Raw genomic sequence first — 22807 nt, 5'->3', positions numbered from 1 at the left:
GATGTCGATTACCGCCGAACGCAAAGCGGAAGTCATCAAGACGAATGCCAACAAAGCCGGCGACACCGGCTCGCCCGAGGTTCAGGTCGCGATCCTGTCGGAACGCATCAATAACCTCACCGAGCACTTCAAGAGCCATGTGAAGGACAACCATTCACGCCGCGGCCTCCTGAAGCTCGTGTCGACGCGTCGCTCCCTGCTTGACTACATCAAGCGCAAGGACGAGGCGCGCTACAAGGCGCTGCTCGAGAAGCACAACATCCGTCGTTGATTTGAGAAGCACGCGCGCGAGGTTCGCGCGCGTTTTCGTATGGTCGTCCGTAAACTCGGACTTTCGAATTGTCGAAAGATGATCATGCGCAACAGCATGGCCATCGCGCCATGCACTAGCGTCCAGCAGCAATCCGGCCGCTGGACCGGGCAAGATGCCCAGATGACCGAAAGGATGGACGCCATCCGAAATCCAGGGACCATGGCAGGATCGCCGGATGCTGACCGCAGCAGCGCATCAGTGTCTCGCCGTCTTGGCATGGTCTTTGTGTTTCAGGGCGCCGTGCTTTCGTGAAACCATGAAAGAAAACCGAAATGTTCAATTCGCATTCCGTCGAGATCGACTGGGGTGGACGTCCCCTCAAACTTGAAACCGGCAAGATCGCCCGCCAGGCCGACGGCGCCGTGATGGCCACCTACGGCGAGACCGTGGTGCTCGCCACCGTCGTCGCGGCGAAGGCGCCGCGCGAAGGCGTCGACTTCCTGCCGCTCACCGTCGACTACCAGGAGAAGACCTACGCCGCGGGCCGCATTCCCGGCGGCTATTTCAAGCGCGAGGGCCGTCCGACCGAGAAGGAGACGCTGGTCTCCCGCCTGATCGACCGCCCGATCCGCCCGCTGTTCGTCGACGGCTGGCGTAACGAGACCCAGGTGATCGTCACCGTCCTGTCGCACGACATGGAGAACGATCCGGACATCGTGTCGCTGGTCGCCGCCTCCGCCGCCCTGACGCTGTCGGGCGCGCCGTTCAAAGGCCCGATCGGCGCCGCGCGCGTCGGCTTCGCCAATGACGAGTTCATCCTCAACCCGACGCTGGACGAGATGACCGAGACCCAGCTCGACCTCGTCGTCGCCGGCACCGCCGACGCCGTGCTGATGGTCGAATCGGAAGCCAAGGAGCTCAACGAAGACGTGATGCTCGGCGCGGTCATGTTCGGCCACCGCCACTTCCAGCCGGTCATCAACGCGATCATCGAGCTCGCCGAGAAGGCCGCCAAGGAGCCACGCGAAGTCACCACGATCGACAATTCGGAGATCGAGAAGGAAATGCTTGGCATTGCCGAGCAGGATCTCCGCAAGGCCTACGCGATCCCGGTCAAGCAGGAACGCTATGCCGCGGTCGGCGCCGTCAAGGAGAAGGTGCTGGCGCACTTCTTCCCGGAAGGCCAGGAGCCGAAATACGACAAGCTCCGCGTCGCCGGCGTGTTCAAGGAACTGGAAGCCAAGATCGTTCGCTGGAACATCCTCGACACCGGCAAGCGCATCGACGGCCGCGACGCCAAGACCGTGCGCAACATCATCGCCGAAGCCGGCGTGCTGCCGCGCGCCCACGGCTCGGCGCTGTTCACCCGCGGTGAGACCCAGGCGATGGTGGTGACCACGCTCGGCACCGGCGAGGACGAGCAGTACATCGACGCACTGTCGGGGACGTACAAGGAAACGTTCCTGCTGCACTACAACTTCCCGCCCTACTCGGTCGGTGAAACCGGCCGCCTCGGCGGCACCAAGCGCCGCGAGATCGGCCACGGCAAGCTCGCCTGGCGCGCGATCCACCCGGTGCTGCCGCCGCACCACGAGTTCCCGTACACGATCCGCGTGGTCTCCGAGATCACCGAGTCGAACGGCTCGTCCTCGATGGCCTCGGTCTGCGGCGCCTCGCTGTCGCTGATGGATGCCGGCGTGCCGCTGAAGCGGCCGACCGCCGGTATCGCCATGGGCCTGATCCTCGAAGGTCAGCGCTTCGCGGTGCTGTCGGACATCCTCGGCGACGAGGATCATCTCGGCGACATGGACTTCAAGGTCGCCGGCACCGACCAGGGCATCACCTCGCTCCAGATGGACATCAAGATCGAGGGCATCACCGAGGAGATCATGAAGGTGGCGCTCGGCCAGGCCAAGGAAGGACGCATCCACATCCTGGGTGAAATGTCCAAGGCCCTGACCGCGGCGCGTGCCGAGCTCGGCGAATACGCACCGCGCATCGAGACCTTCAAGATCGCCACCGACAAGATCCGTGAAGTGATCGGCACCGGCGGCAAGGTGATCCGTGAGATCGTCGAGAAGACCGGCGCCAAGGTCAACATCGAGGACGACGGCACCGTGAAGGTCGCCTCCAACGACGGCGAGGCGATGAAGGCTGCGATCAAGTGGATCAAGTCGATCGCCTCCGATCCGGAGGTCGGCCAGATCTACGAGGGCACCGTCGTCAAGGTGATGGAGTTCGGCGCGTTCGTGAACTTCTTCGGCGCCAAGGACGGCCTCGTCCACATCAGCCAGCTCGCGGCCAGCCGCGTGCAGAAGACCTCCGACGTCGTCAAGGAAGGCGACAAGGTCAAGGTCAAGCTGCTCGGCTTCGACGATCGCGGCAAGACCCGCCTGTCGATGAAGGCGGTCGACCAGGAGACCGGCGAGGACCTCGAGGCCAAGCAGAAGACCGATGCACCGGCCCCGCGCGAAGCTGCCGGCGAGTAAGCCTGTTTGGAATGAAACCACGAAGGGCGGCCGAAAGGCCGCCCTTTTTGTTTGGTGCGGCGCGCTCGGCGAATGAGCCGGATGACGAAACTCGCCGGCCGCGTCATCATCCTGTAAGCTGAGGGCCACGACAGACGCCGCGATTCCACGCGAGACGCATCGCAGTCCGAGACATCGACGATGACGCCACTGGTGATCCGCACCGCCCGGCCGGACGAGTATAACGAGATCGCCCGGGTCTGGATGGAGAGCTGGGTCACGACCGGCCTCGCCGAGGCCAATGACGCCCTGCTCTCCAATCTGCGCGAGCGCGTGCGCCACGAGATCGCGCAAGGCTGGAGTCTGTTCGTCGCCGACGACAACGGTACGCTCGCCGGCATGTTGGCGCTGCGCATCTCCGACCATTACCTCGATCAGCTCTTCGTCGCCCCCGACTATCAGGGCAGGAGCATCGGGCGCCACCTGCTTGCCTTCACACGCGAGCAGATTCCCGACGAGATATGGCTGAAATGCGCGCGCGGAAACGAAAAGGCCTGGCGCTGGTATGAACGTGAGGGCTTCTTGTACGAAGAGGAGAAGATCAACCCGCTGAACGGGTTGATGATGAAGTATTACCGGTGGAAGAGAGCTCGCGGCTGATTTGCCGCAGATCATCGAGTTGACCAGCATATCGATATGAGGTTGGAGCGCTCGTCCGGCCGTCATACGTTGCCAATTTGAGCTGGACGCGCGATGAACGGGCCCGTTCGTCCACGTCGCAGAAGGGCTGAAGCACCATGATCAAACTGTACTGGTCGCCGCGCTCGCGCTCGTTCTCCGCCATCTGGCTCCTGGAAGAATCCGGCCTGGCCTACGAACGGGTGCTCACCGACATCAGCACGGGCGCGCAAAAATCGCCCGAGTTCCTCAAGATCAACCCGATGGGCAAGGTGCCGGCGTTGACCGACGGCGACGCCCGGCTCGCCGAGGCCGCCGCAATCTGTGCCTACATCGCCGACCGCTATCCGGGGACCAAGCTCGCGCCGGCCACCAACGATCCGAAGCGCGCACGCTATCTGCAGTGGCTGTTCTTCTCGCCGAGCTGCATCGAGCCGGCGCTGATCCAGCTCTTCACCAAGCTGGAGGTGCCGACCAGCACCGCGGCATGGGGCAGCGCGGCGCAGGTGTTCGACGTGCTCGATGCCGAGCTGCAGAAGGGGCCGTGGATCCTCGGCGATCAGTTCTCCGCCGCGGACATCGCGATCGGCGCGGGACTGAACTTTGCGGTGCGCGTGTTCAAGATGGTGCCGCCGCGGCCGTCATTCGAGGCCTATATCGACCGCTGCGTGGCGCGGCCCGCATTCCAGCGCGCAGAGAAGATCGCAGCGGGATAGCGCAGCGATGTAGCCCGGATGGAGCGAAGCGAAATCCGGGAGAGTCCCTCGGCGGAGGAAGGCCCCGGATTTCGCTTCGCTTCATCCGGGCTACGGAATAGTGGATGAGGCTGGCCTAACCCGGGACGACGCGCGGATCGACGTCCTGCGTGTAGTCGACGCCGTCGATGCCGAAGCCGAACAGGCGCAGGAACTGGCTCTTGTATTCCTGGAGGTCGGCGAGTTCGCCGAGCGTCTCGGTGGTGAGCAACGGCCAGCGCCGCGACACTTCCGTCTGCACGTCGGGCGACAGCTCCCAATCGTCGACGCGAATGCGTTGCGTATCGTCGAGCGCGACATCCTTGCCGAGCTTCGCGCGGAACAGGCGGTCGATCTGCTCGATGCAGCCCTCATGGAGCCCGAGCTGCTTCATCACCTTGAACAGCACCGTGCCGTAGAGCGGCACCACCGGGATGGCCGAGCTCGCCTGGGTGACCACGGCCTTCAGCGCGACGACGCGGGCGGCGTCCGCACCGAGCCGGCCCCGGATCGCTTCCGCCTTGCTGTCGAGATCGACCTTGGCGCGGCCGAGCGTGCCGTTCCAGTAGATCGGCCAGGTCAGTTCGCTGCCGATATAGGTGTAGTTGAGCGTCCGGAAGCCCGGCGCCAGCACGCCGGCGTCAGCCAGCTGGTCGATCCAACGCTTCCAGTCGTCACCACCCATCACCGCAACCGTGGCCGCGGTTTGCTCCTCGTTTGCCGGCTCGAGCGTGGTCTGGAACACCTCGCCCGTCTCGGTGTCGAGCGTCTTGATCTCGACCGGCGCGCCGAGTGGCTTGATGACCGAGCGATAGGTCTTGCCCGTGTCCGGATCGGTGCGGACCGGCGCCGCCATGCTGTAGACCAGCATGTCGAGCTGCCCGAATTTTTCGCGCACGCGCTCGATGAAGTCCTTCTTCATCTCATCGGAGAAGGCATCGCCCTCCAGCGTGAGCGGCGAGCGTCCGATCTTCTCAGCCTCGATTTCGAAAGCGCGGTTGTTGTACCAGCCGGCGCTGGCGCTTCTTTTCTCCGAAGGCTCGCGCTCTAGCGACACGCCGATCGTGTCCGCGCCGCCGGCGAAGGTCGCAACGATGCGGCTCGCGAGGCCGTAGCCCGTCGAGCAGCCGAGCACGGCGACGCGCTTCGGGCAGTCAGTGACCGGGCCCTGCTTGAGAACGTAAGCGATCTGCTCGCGGACATTCGTGGCGCAGCCGACGGGATGTGCCGTCGTGCAGATGAAGCCTCGCACGCGCGGTTCAATAATCATTCCCACCCCATTCCGGATCGTTGCAATATCCCCATTCGCTGCCTGCGGACCTCCCTCAGCAAGCGAGGAGAGGCGAAATCAGGCATCGAGCCGCCTGAATACCAGCGTGGCATTGGTGCCGCCGAAGCCGAACGAGTTCGACAGCACGGTCGTGAGCTTGGCGTTGTCGATGCGCTTGCGCACGATCGGCATGTCGGCGAAGACCGGATCGAGCTCGGTGATATGGGCGCTCTCGCAGATGAAGCCGTTGTTCAGCATCAGCAGCGAGTAGATCGCCTCCTGCACGCCGGTGGCGCCGAGCGAGTGGCCGGTCAGCGCCTTGGTCGCCGAGATCGGCGGGCACTTGTCGCCGGTGCCGAACACCTTGCGGATCGCCTCGATCTCCGGCGGATCGCCGGCCGGCGTCGAGGTGGCGTGCGGATTGATGTAATCGACCGGCGTGTCCACCGTCGACATCGCCATGCGCATGCAGCGCTCGGCGCCTTCGCCCGACGGGGCCACCATGTCGTATCCGTCGGAGGTTGCGCCGTAGCCGACAACCTCACCGTAGATTCTGGCGCCGCGCGCCTTGGCATGCTCGAGCTCTTCGAGCACCACGACCCCTGCGCCGCCGGCGATCACGAAGCCGTCGCGGCTGATGTCATAGGGACGCGAGGCGGTCGCCGGCGTGTCGTTATACTTCGACGACATGGCGCCCATGGCGTCGAACAGCACCGACAGCGTCCAGTCGAGTTCCTCGCAGCCGCCGGCGAAGATGATGTCCTGCTTGCCGATCTGGATCGTCTCGTAGGCATTGCCGATGCAATGGTTCGACGTCGCGCATGCCGAAGAGATCGAGTAGTTCACGCCCTTGATCTTGAACCAGGTCGCGAGCGTCGCCGACGCGGTCGAGGACATTCCCTTCGGCACGGCGAACGGACCAACGCGCTTCGGGCCCTTGGCGCGCGCGATGTCGGCGGCCTCCACCAGCGTGCGCGTCGACGGTCCGCCGGATCCCATGATGATGCCGGTGCGGATGTTGGAGACTTCGTTCTCCTCGAGGCCGGAGTCGCGGATCGCCTGCTCCATGGCGACGTGATTCCACGCAGCACCTTCGGCAAGGAACCGCATCGCGCGGCGATCGATCACCTCGGCGGGATTGAGTGTCGGCGCACCGTGCACCTGCGAACGGAAGCCGAGCTCAGCAGCCTTCTCCGCACGCGAAATGCCCGACTTCGCCTCGTAGAGGCTCGCAAGCACTTCCTGGGTGTTGTTACCGATGGACGAGACAATCCCCATCCCCGTGATGACAACCCGCCTCATGTTCGCCTCGCCCTGCCTTTATGTTGCCGCATGATGATCCTGCTCAAGATGGCGCCGTGCCCTGCTTGAACAATCCGACCTTCAAGTCCTTGGCGCGATAGATAATCTCGTCGTCCATGGAAAGCCACCCGTCGGCAATTCCAAGCACGAGCTTTGACCGCATCACGCGCTTGATATCGATGTTGTACACAACCTTGCGCGCGTGCGGCAGCACCTGTCCGGAGAACTTCAGCTCGCCGAGGCCGAGCGCGCGGCCACGACCTTCGCCACCGATCCAGCCAAGGTAAAAGCCGACCATTTGCCACATCGCATCGAGGCCGAGGCAGCCCGGCATCACCGGATCGTTCTTGAAATGGCAGCCGAAGAACCAGAGATCCGGTTTCACTTCGAGCTCGGCGCGCACCAGCCCCTTGCCGAACTCGCCGCCGGTTTGCGAGATCTCACTGATGCGATCGAACATGAGCATCGGGGGCAGCGGCAACTGGGCATTGCCGGGACCAAAAAGCTCGCCCCGCCCGCAAGCCAGCAAATCCTCGTATTCGTAACCGCCGCGCCGATCCAGCATCCTCTATCCACCTCTGATGTCCCGATGAAGCGCTTTGCTTGGTCGGACCTTAATCTACCCACGGGAACCGGAATATCCCGTCCCGCATCTTGGCGCTACCTGGGTACGCTACCGACCTGTTATCTCTGCCGAAAGCGCATATGTGGTCCGCGCGCTCTCTAACATAGGGCTAACTGGGCGGCAAAGCGGCATTCCGATGATAAATTGCCGTTTCTCCTTAGGTTTCTACCGCAGCTTGGATTCGTTCTAGTTGCGAAAAACTTGCATCTGATGGGCATCCTTTTTATATTTAAGAGGAATATTGCCTGAGTTGGGTGCATAGAGTGGATATGAACGACGAAGTACCGGCTGTGAACGATGATGCCGTGCACCCGGCTGCCCGGGGCGCTGGGCATCACCCTGCCCTGACCGGCTGCCCGTGGCATGACGTCAACGAGATGCTGCAGTCTGCCGGTCTCCGGCCGACCCGGCAGCGCATGGCGCTGGGCTGGCTGCTGTTCGGCAAGGGTGCCCGCCACCTGACCGCTGAAATGCTGTACGAGGAAGCCACGCTGGCCAAGGTTCCGGTGTCGCTGGCGACCGTCTACAACACGCTCAACCAGCTGACCGATGCCGGCCTGCTGCGCCAGGTCAGCGTCGACGGCACCAAGACCTATTTCGACACCAACGTGTCGACCCATCACCACTTCTATCTCGAGCACAATCACGAGCTGGTCGACATTCCGGACCCGAACCTCGTGCTGTCGAAGATGCCCAACGTGCCTGATGGCTACGAGATTTCCCGCGTCGACATGGTCGTGCGGCTGCGCAAGAAGCGCTGATCCGGCCTTGACGTCGATTTGAGTTGTGATGGCCGGGCTCGTCCCGGCCATTGTCGTTTGTGACGAGGAAACTCAGTCCACCTTCTCGTCGGCGTAGACGCCCCAGAGGCGCTGCTGCTCGATCCAGCCGTCGAACCCGTTGCCGGTGACCCGGCACCAGTTATTGGCGCATTTCTTGACCTGCGCGACGACGCCGGCCTGCAGGCGCGCCGCGATGGCGCTGGTGGCGTCGGGACGATCGTACAGCGAGGCTAGGTCGTCCTTGTTCTTCATCGTGACGACCGCGGTGCGGCGGCCGGATAGCAGGGAGTGATAGACCCAGCCTTCGGCGCCTTCGGAATCGCGCACCCGGCGCCAGTTCTCGAACTCGGCGGTGATTTCGACCGGCAGCCCCGACCGCGTGTAGACCCAGGCGACGTCATTGTCCTTGGTCGGGCCGGCCCGGACGTTCACATGATCGGATTTCAGGCTGACATAGCGCGGAATCGGCAGGCCGCTGGTGGTGGGGCTCAAATCCTTGGCGGAATGTCCGGGGACGACCGACGCACTCAGCATGCTCCCGACCAGAGCCACCAATGAACCCAAACGCCAGACCATCAACTCGTCTCCTGCCGAGATGCCCAACCCGCATTCGGCGAGCTGCAACCCAAATTCAAACCCAAGCCTAAGCCCATGCCCGAAGGCCGGTGCGCCGGCGCTATTCGGTCCCTACCCGCATCGATCCGAGGGGTTCTTGTCTTGGCCCGGCCTTCTGCTAGAGAGGACGGAACGCCTGAGAGCCAGAACACCCGAATTTCCCCTGACGAAAGCCGGGGCAAGTATCGGGGAACCCTAGGAAACGCGAAGGAAACGCCGGGACAGCGCGGCTATCAGCAGTGTCGAACAACCGGGTTAATGAGGCCTCAACGGCTCGGTTTTTGACGGGCCGCGCGCCTCATGAAAGCAGGACATGTCGGTGAAGAAAAAGCCTCTCGTCGTCGTCACCCGCAAGCTGCCGGACTCGATCGAGACCCGGATGCGCGAGCTGTTCGATGCCAGACTGAATCTCGACGACACGCCGATGACGCCGGAACAGATCGCCGACGCGGCGAGGACCGCCGACGTGCTGGTGCCGACCGTGACCGACATGATCCGCGAGGACGTGATCAATCAGCCCGACTGCAAGCTGAAGCTGATCGCCAATTTCGGCAACGGCGTCGACAATATCGACGTCACCGCCGCGCATGCCCGCGGCATCACGGTGACCAACACCCCGAAGGTGCTGACCGAGGACACCGCCGACATGACCATGGCGCTGATCCTGGCCGTGCCGCGGCGCCTGATCGAGGGCGCCTCGATCCTGACCGAAGGCAAACAGCACTGGGCGGGCTGGTCGCCGACCTGGATGCTCGGCCACCGCATCGGTGGCAAGAGGCTCGGCATCGTCGGGATGGGCCGCATCGGCCAGGCCGTCGCGCGCCGTGCCCGCGCCTTCGGCCTGCAGATCCACTATCACAACCGCCGCCCAGTGGCGCCTATGATCGCCGAAGAGCTCGGGGCGACCTATTGGGAAAGCCTCGACCAGATGCTGGCGCGGATGGACATCATCTCGGTGAACTGCCCGCACACGCCGGCGACCTATCATCTGCTCTCGGCGCGGCGGCTCAAGCTGATCCGCAAAGAGGCCTATGTCGTCAACACCGCGCGCGGCGAGGTGATCGACGAGGACACGCTGATCAAGCTGATCGAAGCCGGCGATATCGGCGGCGCAGCCCTCGACGTCTATGAGCACGAGCCCGCGGTGAACCCGAAGCTGGTGCGGCTCGCCCGGGCCGGCAAGGTGACGCTGCTGCCGCATATGGGCTCGGCCACCATCGAAGGCCGCGTCGAGATGGGCGAGAAGGTGATCATCAACATCCGAACCTTCCTCGACGCCCACAAGCCGCCGGATCGCGTGCTGCCGAGCATGCTGTAGGATCTCCGTAGCCCGGATGGAGCGCAGCGAAATCCGGGACAGCATCGCCGCGTCAAGACCGCCCCGGATTACGCTTCGCTTCATCCGGGCTACGACACCGCCAAAATATCGAAAACAACCCCATGCAAAGTAGCCGGTGCGGCCAGCCGCGTAGCTTGACGTGGAGCAAATGTAGCCCGGATGAAACCATCGGGCTCTAAGACCAACATTCGGTGTCGTCCCTGCGAAAGCAGGGACCCATACGCCGCGGCGGTTGTTGTTGAAGGGATTCGTCGTTCCGACATCGCGCACAAATAGACATTTGTGGTTATGGGTCCCTGCGTTCGCAGGGATGACGATGTGGTGACGGCTCGCCCTATTTCTTCCGCCGTGCCTGCTTGCGCCAGTCGGCGACGAACGACACGAACGCGGCGAGCGCCGGGGGCGGCTGGCGCCGGCTCGGGTAGTACAGGAACGGCCCATCGAACGGCGGGCACCAGTCGTCGAGCACGCTGACCAACGCGCCGGATTTGATGCCGTAGCGGACATAGCCCTCGAACGTCGCCCAGTAACCGACGCCGTCATGGACCGCGCGCAGCGCGAGGCCGAGATAGGTCGCGGTCAGCTTGGCCGGCGGCGAAATCTTCACCACGCGGCCGCTCTTCTCGAACTCCCAGTCGAACATCACGCCGTTGCTGAAGCGGCTGCGGATGCAGGCATGCGCCAGCAGATCCTTCGGATGCATCGGCCGGCCATGCTTCGCGACATAGTCGCGTGACGCCACCACCGCGTACCGCTGCGGCGCGCCGAGCTGGACGGCAATCATATCCTGCGCCAGGTGCTCGCCATAGCGCACGCCGGCGTCGAAGCCCTGCGCGACGACGTCGACGAACGCACTCTCGGCGACGACGTCGAGCTCGACTTGCGGATATCTGGCGAGGAACGGCGCGATCATCGGCGCCAGCACCAGATCGACCGCGGGCGGCGGCGCGTTGATGCGCAGCCGCCCCGACGGCTCGGCGCGCAGGCCGCGCACCTCGGTGATCGCGTCGGCGACGTTGACCATCGCCGGCGCGACGCGGGCGAGCAGCAGTTCGCCGGCTTCGGTCAGCGCGACGCTGCGGGTGGTGCGGTTCATCAGACGGACGCCGAGCCGCTCCTCCATGTCGCGCAGGCGCTGGCTGAGGCTCGATACCGAGACGCGCTGCTCGAGCGCCGCACGCCGGAAGTTGCGCGTGCGCGCCACCGCCACGAAGGCATCGAGGTCGCGAAGGTCGAAATCCTGCATTGTTCGATATAGTGAACAACCCATTCTGGATTGTCCAGCTTATCCCGAAAGCCGGATCGGCCCATATCAGCCGCGTCATCTGGCGGCGGATCATCCGCCGCAACATCTTGGGAACACGACCATGGACGCACGCAAACTCGGTTCCACCGGCCCGGCGGTTTCGCTGATCGGCCTCGGCTGCATGGGCATGTCCGACTTCTACGGCCCGACCGACCGCAGCGAGAGCATCGCCACCATCCATGCCGCGCTCGATGCCGGCATCACGCTGCTCGACACCGGCGACTTCTACGGCATGGGCCACAACGAGATGCTGATCGGCGAGGCCCTGAAGAGCCGCAGCCGCGACAATCTCGTGATCAGCGTCAAGTTCGGCGCGCTACGCGATCGCAACTACGGCTTCCTCGGCTATGACTGCCGTCCGGTTGCCGTGAAGAATTTCGTCGCCTATTCGCTGCAGCGGCTCGGCGTCGATCACATCGACATCTACCGCCCGGCGCGGCTCGATCCCAATGTGCCGATCGAGGAGACGGTCGGCGCGATGGCCGACATGATCAAGGCCGGCTGGATCAGACATATCGGCCTGTCGGAGGTCGGTTCCGACACCATCCGCCGCGCCCACAAGGTGCATCCGATCGCCGATCTGCAGATCGAGTATTCGCTGATCTCGCGCGGCATCGAGACCGACATCCTGAAGACCTGCCGCGAGCTCGGCATCGGCATATCAGCCTATGGCGTGCTGGCACGCGGGCTGATCAGCGGACACTGGTCGAAGGACCACGGCGGCGCGAAGGACTTCCGCCTGCTGAGCCCGCGCTTCCAGGCCGCCAACATCGACACCAACCTTGCGCTCGCCGATCGGCTGCGCGGCATCGCCGCCGAGATCGGCGCCTCTCCGGCGCAGGTCGCGATCGCCTGGGTCGCGGCGCAAGGCAAGGATATCGTGCCGCTGGTCGGCGCGCGGCGGCGCGAACGGCTGACCGAGGCGCTCGGCGCGCTCGATGTGAGATTGACCGCGACGCATCTCGCCGCACTGGCCGAAGCATTTCCGCCCGGCGCGGCCGCCGGCGGCCGCTATCCGGAGGAGCACCTCCGGCATATGGACAGCGAGAAACCCGCGACCGCGTCTTAGAGCATGAAGAGATTAGGTTGAGTTGGAGCGGCATCCAAAGTTCACCTCTCCCTTGGGAGAGGTGGACCGAAATCGCGGCAAGCCGATTCAACCCAATCTCATCAGGCTTCAACAAACTACCGATGCCCGCTCAGATCGGTGATGCCGGGTGTATCACCGTTGAGCGGGTTCTGCGGATCACGTGCGTAGCGCAGGGTTTCGAACCGCATCGCGCGCGCATCCACCATCAGGAGACGGCCGACCAGGCCCTCGCCGAAGCCGACGATCTCGCGGATCGCCTCCAGCGCCATCATCGATCCCATGAGGCCGGCCAGCGCCCCCATCACGCCGGCCTCGGCGCAGGCCGGCACCGTGCCCGGCGGCGGCGCCTCCGGGAACAGGCAGCGATAGGTCGGGTTGAACACGCCGTCCGCATTCTTCTCGTGGGCGCGGATCGTGGTCAGCGAGCCGTCGAACTGCCCCAGCGCCGCCGTGATCAGCGGCCGCTTCGCAAGGAAGCAGGCGTCGGCGACGAGATAGCGGGTTTCGAAATTATCGGAGCCGTCGAGCACAAGATCGTAATTTCCGATCACCGCCATCGCATTGTCCGCCGTGAGGCGCATCGGATGCGCCTCGAACGCCACATGCGGGTTGAGCGCACCAATCTGCGCCGCCGCGCTGTCGACCTTGCGCTTGCCGATATCCGACGTCGTGTGGATGATCTGGCGCTGCAGATTGGAGAGCGAGACGATATCGTCATCGATCACGCCGAGCCGGCCGACGCCGGCGGCAGCCAGATACATCAGCACCGGCGCGCCAAGACCGCCGGCGCCGATCACGAGCACCGAAGCCTTTTTCAGCGCATTCTGGCCGGGGCCGCCCACCTCGCGCAGCACGATGTGGCGGGCATAGCGTTCAAGTTCGTCGGCACTCAGCATCTTGATGTCCTGCGCGCTGTTCCCTGAACCGGAGCGCGGTTGTTGCCGACCAAGCAGATGTGCTTAATTGCGTCGACGTCAATGGTATCAGTCATTTCCCCCGGATTTGTCATGAGATTGGTGCTTTCGGCAACATTGATGGTCGCGGCCATGCTGGTCGCTAGTATTGGCGCCGCAAACGCCCAGCTGACGCCGCCGTCGACGGCCGGGACCAAGCCGAAGACCGTGACGACGGTGCCGGTTCGCCCCGCTTTGCAGAAGCCGGAGGACACCGCCAATGCGATGGCGCAGGCCGAGCGGCTGGCGCTGCAATCAGACCTCGCCTGGGTCGGCGAATATAACGGCGCGATCACCGGCGATGTCAGCGAGCGCATGGTCAATGCGATCAAGGAATTCCAGAAGAACCGCGGCGGCAAGCCGACCGGCGTGCTGAACCCGCAGGAGCGCGGCGTGCTTGCCGACACCGCGCGGCGGAAGCAGGAAAGCGTCGGCTGGAGGGTCGTCACCGAGCCTGCCACCGGGGCGCGGCTCGGGATTCCCACAAAACTGGTGCCGCAGCTCACCAGCGATGCGTCCGGCGCCAAATGGACCTCGCCGACCGGCACCGTCCAGGTGCTGCTGACCCGTCGCAAGGAAGCGAGCCCGACCACTGCCAAGCTTGCCGAGCAGGAAAAGAAGGAGCCGGCCGGCCGCACCATCGACTACACCGTGGTGAAGCCGGATTTCTTCGTGCTGTCGGGCATGCAGGGGCTGAAGAAGTTCTACCTGCGCGGCACCTTGAAGGGCGACGAGGTCCGCATCCTCACCATCCTCTATGATCAGGCGGTGCAGACCACGGTCGAGCCGGTGGTGATCGCGATGTCGAGCGCCTTCAACGCATTTCCGTCCGGCGTGCAGGCCGGCCCGCCGCCGCGCAAGACCGTCGAATATGCCACCGGCGTCGTGGTCAGCGACGATGGCGCTGTCATCACCGACCGCGTGGCGACCGACGACTGCATCGCGCTGACGATCCCGGGCTACGGCAATGCCGATCGGGTCGCGGCGGACAAGGAGCACGATCTCGCTCTGCTGCGCATCTATGGCGCGCGCGGGCTGAAGCCGCTCAACATCGCAGGCCAGGCGACGCAGACCGCGCTCGACATCACCGGCATCGCCGATCCGCAGAACCAGGGCGGCGGCGCGGCCGCGAGCAGCATCAAGGCCTCGGTGGCGCAACTCGGCGGCGGCGACCAGGCGCTGTCACCGCCGCCCGCGATCGGGTTCTCCGGCGCGGCGGCACTCGACGGCGGCGGCAAATTTGCCGGCATCGTGGTGCTGAAGCCGGTCATCGTTGCAGGCCCTGCCAACGCCGCGCCGCCGGCGCAGGCCGCACTGGTGCCGGCCGACACGGTGCGCAACTTCCTGAAGGCGCATGGCGTCAACGCGTCGGGCGAATCGGCGGACGCGAAGGCCGCCGTGGTCCGCGTGATCTGCGTCAGGAAATAGGATGCTGTCATCGCCCGCGCATGCGGGCGATAGGGCATTCCAGAGACTCCTGTGATTCAGCCACGGCTCTTCCCACACACGTCGTCCTGGCGAAAGCCAGGACCCATAACCACCGCATTCAGCGATGAAACCGGATCGCGGCCCCGGCGTCGCACAACTATGAGATTTGGGGTAATGGGTCCTGGCTTTCGCCAGGACGACGTTGAGGATGGTTCTCGATTCAAGCTGTCAAACAGCGTCGTCGGCGTCACCTCAGCGCGAACCGCACGCCTGCACGGGCGAGACCGCCGGCGATGCCGACTGGGGTGCCGTCGGCGCGCCAGCAGGCCGCGCCGGACATCGTGCCGTCAACGTGGAACTGGATCGCGTTCATGCCGCCGGCGACCGTCGGCACGACCTGCACCTTGTGGCCTTTCTCCGACAGCGCGGCGCGGATGCTCTCCGGTATCGCCTGCTCGACCTCCAGCGCGTTGCCCTCGGTCCAGACGCGCGGCGCCTCGACCGCCTCTTGCAGGTCCATGCCGTGGTCGATCAGGTTGATCAGCGCCTGCATCGCGCTCGGGAAGATGCGCTTTCCGCCGGGCAGGCCGAGCGCGTAGACCAGCCTGCCGTCGCGCAGCGCCATCATCGGCGACATCGAGGTGGTGACGCGCTTGCCTGCGGCGAGCGACAGCGCGTGCCCCGGCCGCGGATCGAACAGGTTCATATAATTGTTCGGCACGGTGCCGAGGCCCGGGATCAGGATCTTGGCCCCGAACAGATTGTTGATGGTCTGGGTGGTCGCGACCACATTGCCCATCGCATCCGCCGCGGTCATGTGCGTGGTGTGCGCACTTTCGAGCTGGGTGACGCCGGCGCTCCAGGCCTGCGCGCGTTCGGGATCGATCGCGCGGCGGCGCTCGTCGGCATAGGCCTTCGAGGTCAGCCGCTCCACCGGCACGTTGATATAGGCGGGATCGCCGCTCGCGGCCGCGCGATCGGCAAAGGCGATCTTCAGCACCTCGGCGAGATAATGGACCGTCTCAGTCGTACCGAAGCCGAGGCGCGCGATGTCGTAGCCTTCGAGGATGTTCAGCATCTGCGTGATGTGCACGCCCGACGCTGCCGGCGGCGGCGGCCCGAGGATTTCCCAGCCGCGGTAGTCGCAGCGGATCGGCTGCCGCTCGACGGTCTTGTAGGTCGCGAGATCGTCCTGCGCGATGAAGCCGCCATTCTTTTTCATGTAGTCGACCAGGATGTCGCCAAGCGGTCCCTGATAGAGCGCGTTGTCGCCGTGGTCGGCGATGTATTTCAGCGTCTCGGCATACTCGGCCTGCACCACGCGCTCGCCCGGCTTCAGCGGGGTGCCATCAGGCAGATAGATCGCCGCGATCGGCTTGTCCCTCAGCATCTCCTCGGCGCCGTCGGTGATGCATTCATGCAGATAGGGCGTTGCCGCATAGCCGCGCGCGGCATGCTTGATCGCGGGCTGCATCACGTCGGCGAGGCTCATAGTGCCGAAGCGGCGCAGGGTTTCGCACCACGCCTTCAGCGAGCCCGGCACCGCAACCGCCTTCGGCCCGTTCAAATTCTCGTTGCCGACGGTGTCGAACACGTCATGCGCCGAGCCGGGCTTCGAAGTGTAGGTATCCGGCCGCACCGCCTTCGGCACCGTGCTCTGGCCGTCGATGAAGCGATGGCTGCCGTCGGCGAGGCGGATATGCGCCATGCCGCCGCCGATGATGCCGACCATCATCGGCTCGACCACGGTCAGCGTGAACAGGGTCGCGATCGCCGCATCGATCGCGTTGCCGCCGGCCGCCAGCATCTCGGCGCCGGCGCTCGATGCCAGCGGATGATTGCTCACCACCATGCCGCGGCTGCTGGTGGCCGGTTGTTTCTCACACTGAAAGCTTGTCGCGGCGCGATCGCGCCAATTGCCGTTCATCGCCATTGTGTTCTCGTTGTTGATGGAGCGATGGGCGCATGTTCTGCGGCCTCGCATCCGCGGTCAAGCCGTCGCGAATTCCCTCACGACGGCATTCGCCATTGAGGTCACGCCGTCGGGCGATCGCGCAGCCAGGTTTCGCGCGTGACCTTCCACTTCTCCGCTCGGGACTCGCCATTGTGATGCGGAAGTTCGACGAAGCCGACGAATTCGGCTCCGGTCTTCTGCTTCACCCGGCGCGAGGCGACGTTGGACTGCGCGTTGCAGACATGGAAGTGATCGAGGCCGAGCGTCAGGAAGGCGAAATCATTCACCGCGGCGATCGCCTCCGTCATGAGGCCCTGGTTCCAGTAAGGCTCGGCCAGCCAGAACCCGCGATTGCCCTTGCGGCCGTCGGCGCGGGGCCGAAAATTGATGTTGCCGATTGCCCCGCCGTCGCCGTCGCGCAACACCAGCACCCATTGATAGCTTTCCTCGCCGGCCGCGATCTTATCCAGCTCGCGCTTGATGAAGCTTTCCGCGCCGTCGTCGGGATAGGGCCACGGCACCACCGTGGCGAGAGTCTTGATCACGTTCCAATTGTTGAAGTGACGCTGGATCGCTGCGGCATCCGACAGCGCAAGCGGCCGCAGGATCAGGCGTTGCGTCTCGATGCGCGGCGTCTCGAACATGTTACTTCTGGCACTTCGGGCACCAGAAGGTCGAACGGCCATTCTGGGTGAAGCGCCTGACGATGCCCGCGCAGTCTGACGTGCGGCAGGTCTCGCCTTCGCGGTCGTACACCTGGAACGAATGCTGGAAATAGCCGAGATCGCCGTTGGTCAATCGATGGTCGCTGATCGAGGAGCCGCCGGCCTTGATCGCCTGGTTGAGCACTGAATGAATCGCGTCGACCAGCCGTTTGGCATGGTCGGTGGGCTCGGCCTTCTTGGTTGCAAGCGTCGCGGCCAATCGCCGCGGCGACAGATGCGAGCGAAACAGCGCCTCGCAGACATAGATGTTGCCAAGTCCCGCCACCACGCGCTGATCGAGCAGCGCGGCCTTCAGGCTGGTCTTTTTGTTGTGGCAGGAGCGCGCCAGCATCGCCGCGTCGAATTCGTTGCCGAGCGGCTCGGGTCCGAGCCCCTTCAGCAGCGGCTCTTCCTCGATCGCGTTGCGGGCGATGATCTTCATATAGCCGAAGCGCCGCGGATCGTTGAACACGACGGCCGCGCCGGACGACATGTGGAACACGACATGATCGTGCGCGCGATCCTCGCTGCGCGGATGGTGGAATTGCCCCGGCGCCGACGCGCCGACCTGCTTCAGCACGCGGAACGAACCCGACATGCCCAGATGCATCAGCAGCACATCGCCGGAGTTCAGGTCCGCCATCAGATATTTGGCACGGCGGCCGAGCCCGGTGACGGTCTGGCCCTCGAGCCGGGCGATAAAGTCTTTTTGAAACGGAAACCGCAAATCCTTGCGGCGGGCCTCGGCCTTGAGGATTTTGGACCCCTCCATGGCCGGTTGCAGGCCGCGGCGGACGGTCTCGACTTCGGGTAATTCCGGCATGGCAGGCATTCACCTTTTGGAAGTGACGTGATAGCGCCATTGCGGCCGCCGCGCTATGGTCGAGCTGGAGCGTTTTCGAGCGAAGTGGACACCGGTTCGCGTGAAGAAAACGCGACCAAAAAAGGTAAGAGTTCTGAGTGATGGATCGGCCGGATCAAACCACGCATTTCGGCTTCAGGGACGTGCCCCTGGGCGAGAAGCAGACGCTGGTGAACGACGTGTTTCACAGCGTGGCGTCACGCTACGACCTGATGAACGATCTGATGTCGGTAGGCCTGCACCGGGCCTGGAAGGACGTCATGATCACCACGCTCGACCCGCCGAAGGGCGACCGGCCGTTCGCCCTGCTCGACGTCGCCGGCGGCACCGGCGACATCGCGTTCCGGGCCGCCAAGAGCGCGGGCACCGGCTTCCATGCCACGGTCTGCGATATCAATACCGACATGCTCGCCGTAGGCCGCGAGCGTGCCACGAGGCAGCACCTCGATGACCGCGTGTCGTTCGTCGAGGGCAATGCCGAGGCATTGGGCTTCGCCGACCGTTCGTTCGACGCCTACACCATCGCGTTCGGCATCCGCAACGTGCCGCAGATCGAGCTTGCGCTGCGCGAAGCCTATCGGGTGCTCAAGCCCGGCAGCCGCTTCCTGTGCCTCGAATTCTCTACCGTCGATGTGCCTGGCCTCGACCGGATCTACGACCTGTTTTCCTTCAAGGTGATCCCGCCGCTCGGCCGCGCCGTCACCGGTGACGCCGAGTCCTATCAATATCTCGTCGAGTCGATCCGCAAATTCCCGCGGCCGAGCGCGTTCGCCGACATGATCGGCGCCGCCGGCTTTGCGCGCGTGAAGTGGCAGAGCCTCTCCGGCGGCATCGTGGCGCTGCATTCGGGCTGGCGTTTGTGATCTCTGCACTGACCCACATTTCGCGCCTTGCCCGCGCCGGTTTCGTGTTTGCCCGCGAGGGCGTGTTCGGCGTCGTCGATCCGGCGCTGGTGCCGCCGCCCGGGCAGCTTGCGCTGAAGCTGGCGCGGCTGATCGAGCGCCGCTCCGCCAAATCCGGCCCACGGCTGTCGCGCGCGCTGACCCGGCTCGGGCCTGCCTACCTCAAGCTCGGGCAGTTCCTCGCCACCCGGCCCGACGTCGTGGGCGTGGCGATGGCGCGCGATCTCGAAGCCCTGCAGGACCGGCTGCCGCCCTTCGCGCAGGAGGAGGCCGAAGCTGTCCTCACGCAATCGCTGGAACGGCCGCTGTCGCAGGCCTTTGTGCAACTGGGTCCCGCGGTTGCCGCAGCCTCGATCGCACAGGTGCATCGTGGCGAGGTCGAGCGCGACGGCGTGCGGCATCAGGTTGCGGTCAAGGTGCTCCGGCCCAATGTCGCCGCGCGCTTCCGGCGTGACCTCAGCGACTTCTTCTTTGTCGCGCACAAGGCCGAAGCGCATTCCGCCGAGGCGCGGCGGCTGCGGCTGATCGAGGTCATCAACACGATGTCGCGCTCGGTCGCGATGGAGATGGACCTGCGGCTCGAGGCGGCGGCGCTGTCCGAGATGGCCGAGAACACGCGCGACGATCCGGACTTCCGCGTGCCCGCCGTGGATTGGGATCGCACCGCTCATAGCGTGCTGACGATGGAATGGATCGACGGCATCGCGCTGAACGATCACGCTCGCCTTGCGGAGGCCCAGGTCGACCTGCCGGACCTCGGCCGCAAGGTGATCCAGAGCTTCCTGCGCCACGCGCTGCGCGACGGCTTCTTCCATGCCGACATGCATCCGGGCAATCTGTTCCTCGACGAGGCCGGCCGGCTTGTTGCCGTGGATTTCGGCATCATGGGGCGGCTTGGGCTGAAGGAGCGGCGCTTCCTCGCCGAGATCCTGCTCGGCTTCATCACCCGCGACTATCGCCGCGTCGCCGAGGTGCATTTCGAGGCCGGCTATGTGCCGGGCCATCATTCAGTGGAGAACTTTGCGCAGGCGATCCGCGCCATCGGCGAGCCGATCCACAACCGCACCGCCGAGGAAATCTCGATGGCGAAGCTCTTGACGCTTCTGCTCGAGGTCACCGGCCTGTTCGACATGCAGACGCGGCCCGAACTGATCCTGCTGCAGAAGACCATGGTGGTGGTCGAGGGCGTGGCGCGCGGCTTCGATCCCAAGCTCGACATCTGGAAGATCGCGGACCCGGTGGTGCGCGAATGGATCACGCACAATCTCGGCCCGGCTGGACGGATTCAGGGCGCGATATCGGGTGTGGGCGAGCTCAGCCGCGTCATCGCCAACCTGCCGTCGATCGCCAGCCGCGCCGTGACAGTACTCGAGCAGCTGGAGACCATGACGCGGGAGGGCCACATGCTGTCGTCCGACTCGATCGACGAAATGGCCCGCGCCGAGGCCCGCAAGGCGCGGGTGCAGACCGTCGGCCTCTGGGTCATCGCCGCCGCCCTGATTGCAATCCTTTTCGCGATTCGCGCCCACTGATTGCAATGCATGCACTATGTGATAGCATCGCTATCATTTTTGGGGGTATGCCATGGCCAGCCTGACCATCCGCAAACTCGACGACACGCTGAAGGCCTATCTGCGGCTCCGCTCCGCCAGGAACGGGCGCTCGGTCGAGGAGGAGATCCGGGTGATCCTCCGGGACCTCGCAGAGGGCGGTACGGAGCCCACGGAGGCGCCGGGCGCGGGCTCCCTGAAGGTTGCAGCCCCTGCTCCACGGGTCACCAGCGCGGCCGGCGAGCCCAGGGTGACCTTGATCATCGGTGGCGGGATTGCGGCCTACAAGGCGCTGGATTTGATCCGGCGGCTCAAGGAGCGGCACATCCAGGTCCGATGCGTGCTGACCAAGGCGGCCCAGCAGTTCGTCACCCCGCTTGCCGCCAGCGCCCTGTCGCATGAGCGCGCCTACACCGACCTGTTCGACGCCGAGAGCGAGTTCGACGCCGGCCATATCCGCCTGGCGCGGGACTGTGATCTGATCGTGGTGGCGCCGGCGACCGCCGACCTGATGGCCAAGATGGCGCAGGGCCATGCCGACGATCTCGCCACCGCCACGCTGCTTGCGGCCAACCGGCCGATCCTGCTGGCCCCGGCGATGAATCCGCTGATGTGGAACAACCCGGCCACCCGCCGCAACGTGCTGCAGCTCCGCCGTGACGGCGTCCACACTGTCGGCCCCAATGCCGGCGAAATGGCCGAAGCCAGCGAGGCCGGCGTCGGGCGGATGGCCGAGCCGACCGAGATCGCCGCGGCCGCCGACCGCATGCTGCGCCCGCCGCAGCCGCGCCCGCTGGCCGGCAAGCGCGTGCTGATCACCGCCGGCCCGACCCATGAGGCGATCGATCCGGTTCGCTACATCGCCAACCGCTCGTCCGGCAAACAGGGCTTTGCCATAGCCGCCGCCGCGCGCGCCGCCGGCGCCGAGGTCGTGCTAGTGACCGGCCCGGTCGAGCTCGGCGATCCCCAGGGCATCTCCGTCATGCGCGTGGAGTCGGCGCGCGACATGCTGCACCGGGTCGAGGCGGCGCTGCCCGTCGACGTCGCGATCTTTGCGGCTGCGGTCGCCGACTGGCGGGTCGCCACGGAAGGCAGCCAGAAGCTGAAAAAGACGGCGGCCGGGATGCCGCCGCTGCAGCTCGTCGAGAACCCCGACATCCTCGCGACGATCTCTAAGCTGAAGGAGAAGCGGCCGCCGCTGGTGATCGGCTTTGCCGCCGAGACCGAGCATCTGATCGAGAACGCCAAGGCGAAGTTCGCGCGCAAGGGCTGCGACTGGATCGTCGCCAACGACGTCTCGCCGGCGACCGGCGTGATGGGTGGCGACCGCAACACCGTCCATCTGCTCTCGCGCGAGGGCAAGGACGTCACCGTCGACTCCTGGCCCGTCATGACCAAGGAAGACGTCGCGACCGCGCTGGTGTCGCGGATCGCAAGAGCCGTAGGAACCGCATCGTGAGCGCCACCATCAAGGTTGAAGTCCACCAATTGCCGCATGGCGCAGATCTCTTGCTGCCGATCTACCAGACCGCTGACGCGGCCGGGCTCGACCTGCTGGCCGCGGTGCCGCGGTCGGCGCCGCTGCTGCTGCTGCCGGGCCGCTATGAAATGGTTCCGACCGGGCTGACGATCGCGCTGCCGCCGGGCTATGAGGCCCAGGTGCGGCCGCGTTCCGGCCTTGCCGCCAAATACGGCATCACGGTGCTGAACTCGCCCGGCACGATCGACGCCGACTATCGCGGCGAGATCAATGTGCTCCTGATCAATCACGGCGAGCAGGTGTTCTCGATCCGGCGCGGCGAGCGCATCGCGCAAATGGTGATCGCGCCGGTCACCCGGGCCGAGCTGGTTCCGGTCGACGTGCTGTCGCCGACCGATCGCGGCAGCGGCGGCTTCGGCTCGACCGGACGCTAGAACGCGACCGGAGAAGTGTGCGGCCGTCTCCGGCAGATCACGCTTCGGCATGCGCTCTCCCGCGAATACGGAGTCAAT

The 22807-nt window shown here is 65.1% G+C and carries 21 protein-coding genes; 12 read left to right on the top strand and 9 right to left on the bottom strand.

The window, feature by feature from the left end:
* Position 1 precedes the first annotated feature (1 nt).
* The 4 genes from rpsO to Q0030_RS19120 all read left to right on the top strand — a co-directional run bounded on the left by rpsO (position 2) and on the right by Q0030_RS19120 (position 4115).
* Positions 2 to 271 carry a 30S ribosomal protein S15 gene (gene rpsO / locus Q0030_RS19135; protein ID WP_016844725.1) on the top strand — a complete coding sequence of 90 codons (270 nt, stop codon included), beginning with the start codon at positions 2 to 4 and terminating at the stop codon, positions 269 to 271.
* Positions 272 to 585: 314 nt separating this feature from the next.
* Entirely contained in the window at positions 586 to 2742 is a 2157-nt protein-coding gene (gene pnp / locus Q0030_RS19130) for a polyribonucleotide nucleotidyltransferase (protein WP_298370240.1), read from the top strand.
* A gap of 180 nt (positions 2743 to 2922) precedes the next feature.
* On the top strand, positions 2923 to 3381 hold the full coding sequence (locus Q0030_RS19125; RefSeq protein ID WP_298370237.1) for a GNAT family N-acetyltransferase: 459 nt from the start codon (positions 2923 to 2925) through the stop codon (positions 3379 to 3381).
* A gap of 137 nt (positions 3382 to 3518) precedes the next feature.
* A complete protein-coding gene (locus tag Q0030_RS19120; protein WP_298370234.1) occupies positions 3519 to 4115 on the top strand; it encodes a glutathione S-transferase family protein in 597 nt (198 codons plus the stop codon).
* 115 nt (positions 4116 to 4230) lie between these two features.
* Here the strand turns inward: Q0030_RS19120 and fabV are convergent, their stop codons facing one another.
* The 3 genes from fabV to fabA all read right to left on the bottom strand — a co-directional run bounded on the left by fabV (position 4231) and on the right by fabA (position 7270).
* The gene (fabV, locus tag Q0030_RS19115; protein WP_298370232.1) at positions 4231 to 5403 is read right to left on the bottom strand and encodes an enoyl-ACP reductase FabV; all 1173 of its coding nucleotides are present in this window, start codon (positions 5401 to 5403) and stop codon (positions 4231 to 4233) included.
* Positions 5404 to 5481: 78 nt separating this feature from the next.
* Positions 5482 to 6705 (bottom strand): beta-ketoacyl-ACP synthase I, encoded by a 1224-nt coding sequence (gene fabB, locus Q0030_RS19110; protein ID WP_092120717.1) that lies wholly within the window; start codon positions 6703 to 6705, stop codon positions 5482 to 5484.
* Between the two features lie 43 nt (positions 6706 to 6748).
* Complete coding sequence (gene fabA / locus Q0030_RS19105) at positions 6749 to 7270, bottom strand: 3-hydroxyacyl-[acyl-carrier-protein] dehydratase FabA (protein ID WP_298370226.1); 522 nt, start codon at positions 7268 to 7270, stop codon at positions 6749 to 6751.
* Positions 7271 to 7599: 329 nt separating this feature from the next.
* Between fabA and irrA the strand changes: the two genes are divergently transcribed.
* A complete protein-coding gene (gene irrA, locus Q0030_RS19100; RefSeq protein WP_163156898.1) occupies positions 7600 to 8091 on the top strand; it encodes an iron response transcriptional regulator IrrA in 492 nt (163 codons plus the stop codon).
* 72 nt (positions 8092 to 8163) lie between these two features.
* Here irrA and Q0030_RS19095 read toward each other — a convergent pair whose 3' ends face one another.
* Positions 8164 to 8688: an SH3 domain-containing protein gene (locus Q0030_RS19095; protein WP_298370222.1), complete on the bottom strand. Its 525-nt coding sequence runs from the start codon at positions 8686 to 8688 to the stop codon at positions 8164 to 8166.
* A 352-nt stretch (positions 8689 to 9040) separates the two neighbouring features.
* On the opposite strand from Q0030_RS19095, the gene Q0030_RS19090 reads away from it, so the two are divergent.
* The gene (locus Q0030_RS19090; RefSeq protein WP_298370219.1) at positions 9041 to 10045 is read left to right on the top strand and encodes a D-glycerate dehydrogenase; all 1005 of its coding nucleotides are present in this window, start codon (positions 9041 to 9043) and stop codon (positions 10043 to 10045) included.
* A 355-nt stretch (positions 10046 to 10400) separates the two neighbouring features.
* Here the strand turns inward: Q0030_RS19090 and Q0030_RS19085 are convergent, their stop codons facing one another.
* Entirely contained in the window at positions 10401 to 11312 is a 912-nt protein-coding gene (locus tag Q0030_RS19085; protein ID WP_298370217.1) for a LysR family transcriptional regulator, read from the bottom strand.
* A 121-nt stretch (positions 11313 to 11433) separates the two neighbouring features.
* Between Q0030_RS19085 and Q0030_RS19080 the strand changes: the two genes are divergently transcribed.
* On the top strand, positions 11434 to 12441 hold the full coding sequence (locus Q0030_RS19080) for an aldo/keto reductase (protein WP_298370214.1): 1008 nt from the start codon (positions 11434 to 11436) through the stop codon (positions 12439 to 12441).
* Between the two features lie 116 nt (positions 12442 to 12557).
* On the opposite strand, the gene moeB is transcribed toward Q0030_RS19080, so the two are convergent.
* Complete coding sequence (moeB, locus tag Q0030_RS19075; protein ID WP_298370211.1) at positions 12558 to 13358, bottom strand: molybdopterin-synthase adenylyltransferase MoeB; 801 nt, start codon at positions 13356 to 13358, stop codon at positions 12558 to 12560.
* Between the two features lie 111 nt (positions 13359 to 13469).
* Between moeB and Q0030_RS19070 the strand changes: the two genes are divergently transcribed.
* Positions 13470 to 14843: a serine protease gene (locus tag Q0030_RS19070; protein ID WP_298370209.1), complete on the top strand. Its 1374-nt coding sequence runs from the start codon at positions 13470 to 13472 to the stop codon at positions 14841 to 14843.
* Between the two features lie 247 nt (positions 14844 to 15090).
* Here Q0030_RS19070 and ggt read toward each other — a convergent pair whose 3' ends face one another.
* The 3 genes from ggt to mutM all read right to left on the bottom strand — a co-directional run bounded on the left by ggt (position 15091) and on the right by mutM (position 18324).
* Entirely contained in the window at positions 15091 to 16770 is a 1680-nt protein-coding gene (ggt, locus tag Q0030_RS19065; RefSeq protein ID WP_298370752.1) for a gamma-glutamyltransferase, read from the bottom strand.
* A 107-nt stretch (positions 16771 to 16877) separates the two neighbouring features.
* Positions 16878 to 17441 (bottom strand): GNAT family N-acetyltransferase, encoded by a 564-nt coding sequence (locus Q0030_RS19060; RefSeq protein ID WP_298370206.1) that lies wholly within the window; start codon positions 17439 to 17441, stop codon positions 16878 to 16880.
* 1 nt (position 17442) lies between these two features.
* Positions 17443 to 18324: a bifunctional DNA-formamidopyrimidine glycosylase/DNA-(apurinic or apyrimidinic site) lyase gene (gene mutM, locus Q0030_RS19055; protein WP_298370203.1), complete on the bottom strand. Its 882-nt coding sequence runs from the start codon at positions 18322 to 18324 to the stop codon at positions 17443 to 17445.
* A 140-nt stretch (positions 18325 to 18464) separates the two neighbouring features.
* On the opposite strand from mutM, the gene ubiE reads away from it, so the two are divergent.
* The 4 genes from ubiE to dut are packed head-to-tail and all read left to right on the top strand — an operon-like array spanning position 18465 to position 22729.
* Positions 18465 to 19226: a bifunctional demethylmenaquinone methyltransferase/2-methoxy-6-polyprenyl-1,4-benzoquinol methylase UbiE gene (gene ubiE, locus Q0030_RS19050; RefSeq protein ID WP_298370201.1), complete on the top strand. Its 762-nt coding sequence runs from the start codon at positions 18465 to 18467 to the stop codon at positions 19224 to 19226.
* Positions 19223 to 20797 (top strand): 2-polyprenylphenol 6-hydroxylase, encoded by a 1575-nt coding sequence (gene ubiB, locus Q0030_RS19045; protein ID WP_298370198.1) that lies wholly within the window; start codon positions 19223 to 19225, stop codon positions 20795 to 20797. Before ubiE ends, ubiB begins: the two co-directional genes overlap by 4 nt.
* Positions 20798 to 20849: 52 nt before the next feature.
* On the top strand, positions 20850 to 22274 hold the full coding sequence (gene coaBC, locus Q0030_RS19040) for a bifunctional phosphopantothenoylcysteine decarboxylase/phosphopantothenate--cysteine ligase CoaBC (protein ID WP_298370195.1): 1425 nt from the start codon (positions 20850 to 20852) through the stop codon (positions 22272 to 22274).
* Positions 22271 to 22729 (top strand): dUTP diphosphatase, encoded by a 459-nt coding sequence (gene dut / locus Q0030_RS19035; protein ID WP_298370192.1) that lies wholly within the window; start codon positions 22271 to 22273, stop codon positions 22727 to 22729. Before coaBC ends, dut begins: the two co-directional genes overlap by 4 nt.
* The last annotated feature ends 78 nt before the right edge of the window (positions 22730 to 22807 follow it).

Origin of the sequence: uncultured Bradyrhizobium sp. (genome assembly GCF_947648125.1) — a bacterium.
Taxonomy (GTDB): domain Bacteria; phylum Pseudomonadota; class Alphaproteobacteria; order Rhizobiales; family Xanthobacteraceae; genus Bradyrhizobium.
The sequence above is the reverse complement of the archived record's forward strand: the minus strand, read 5'-3'. Positions and strand labels throughout refer to the sequence as shown.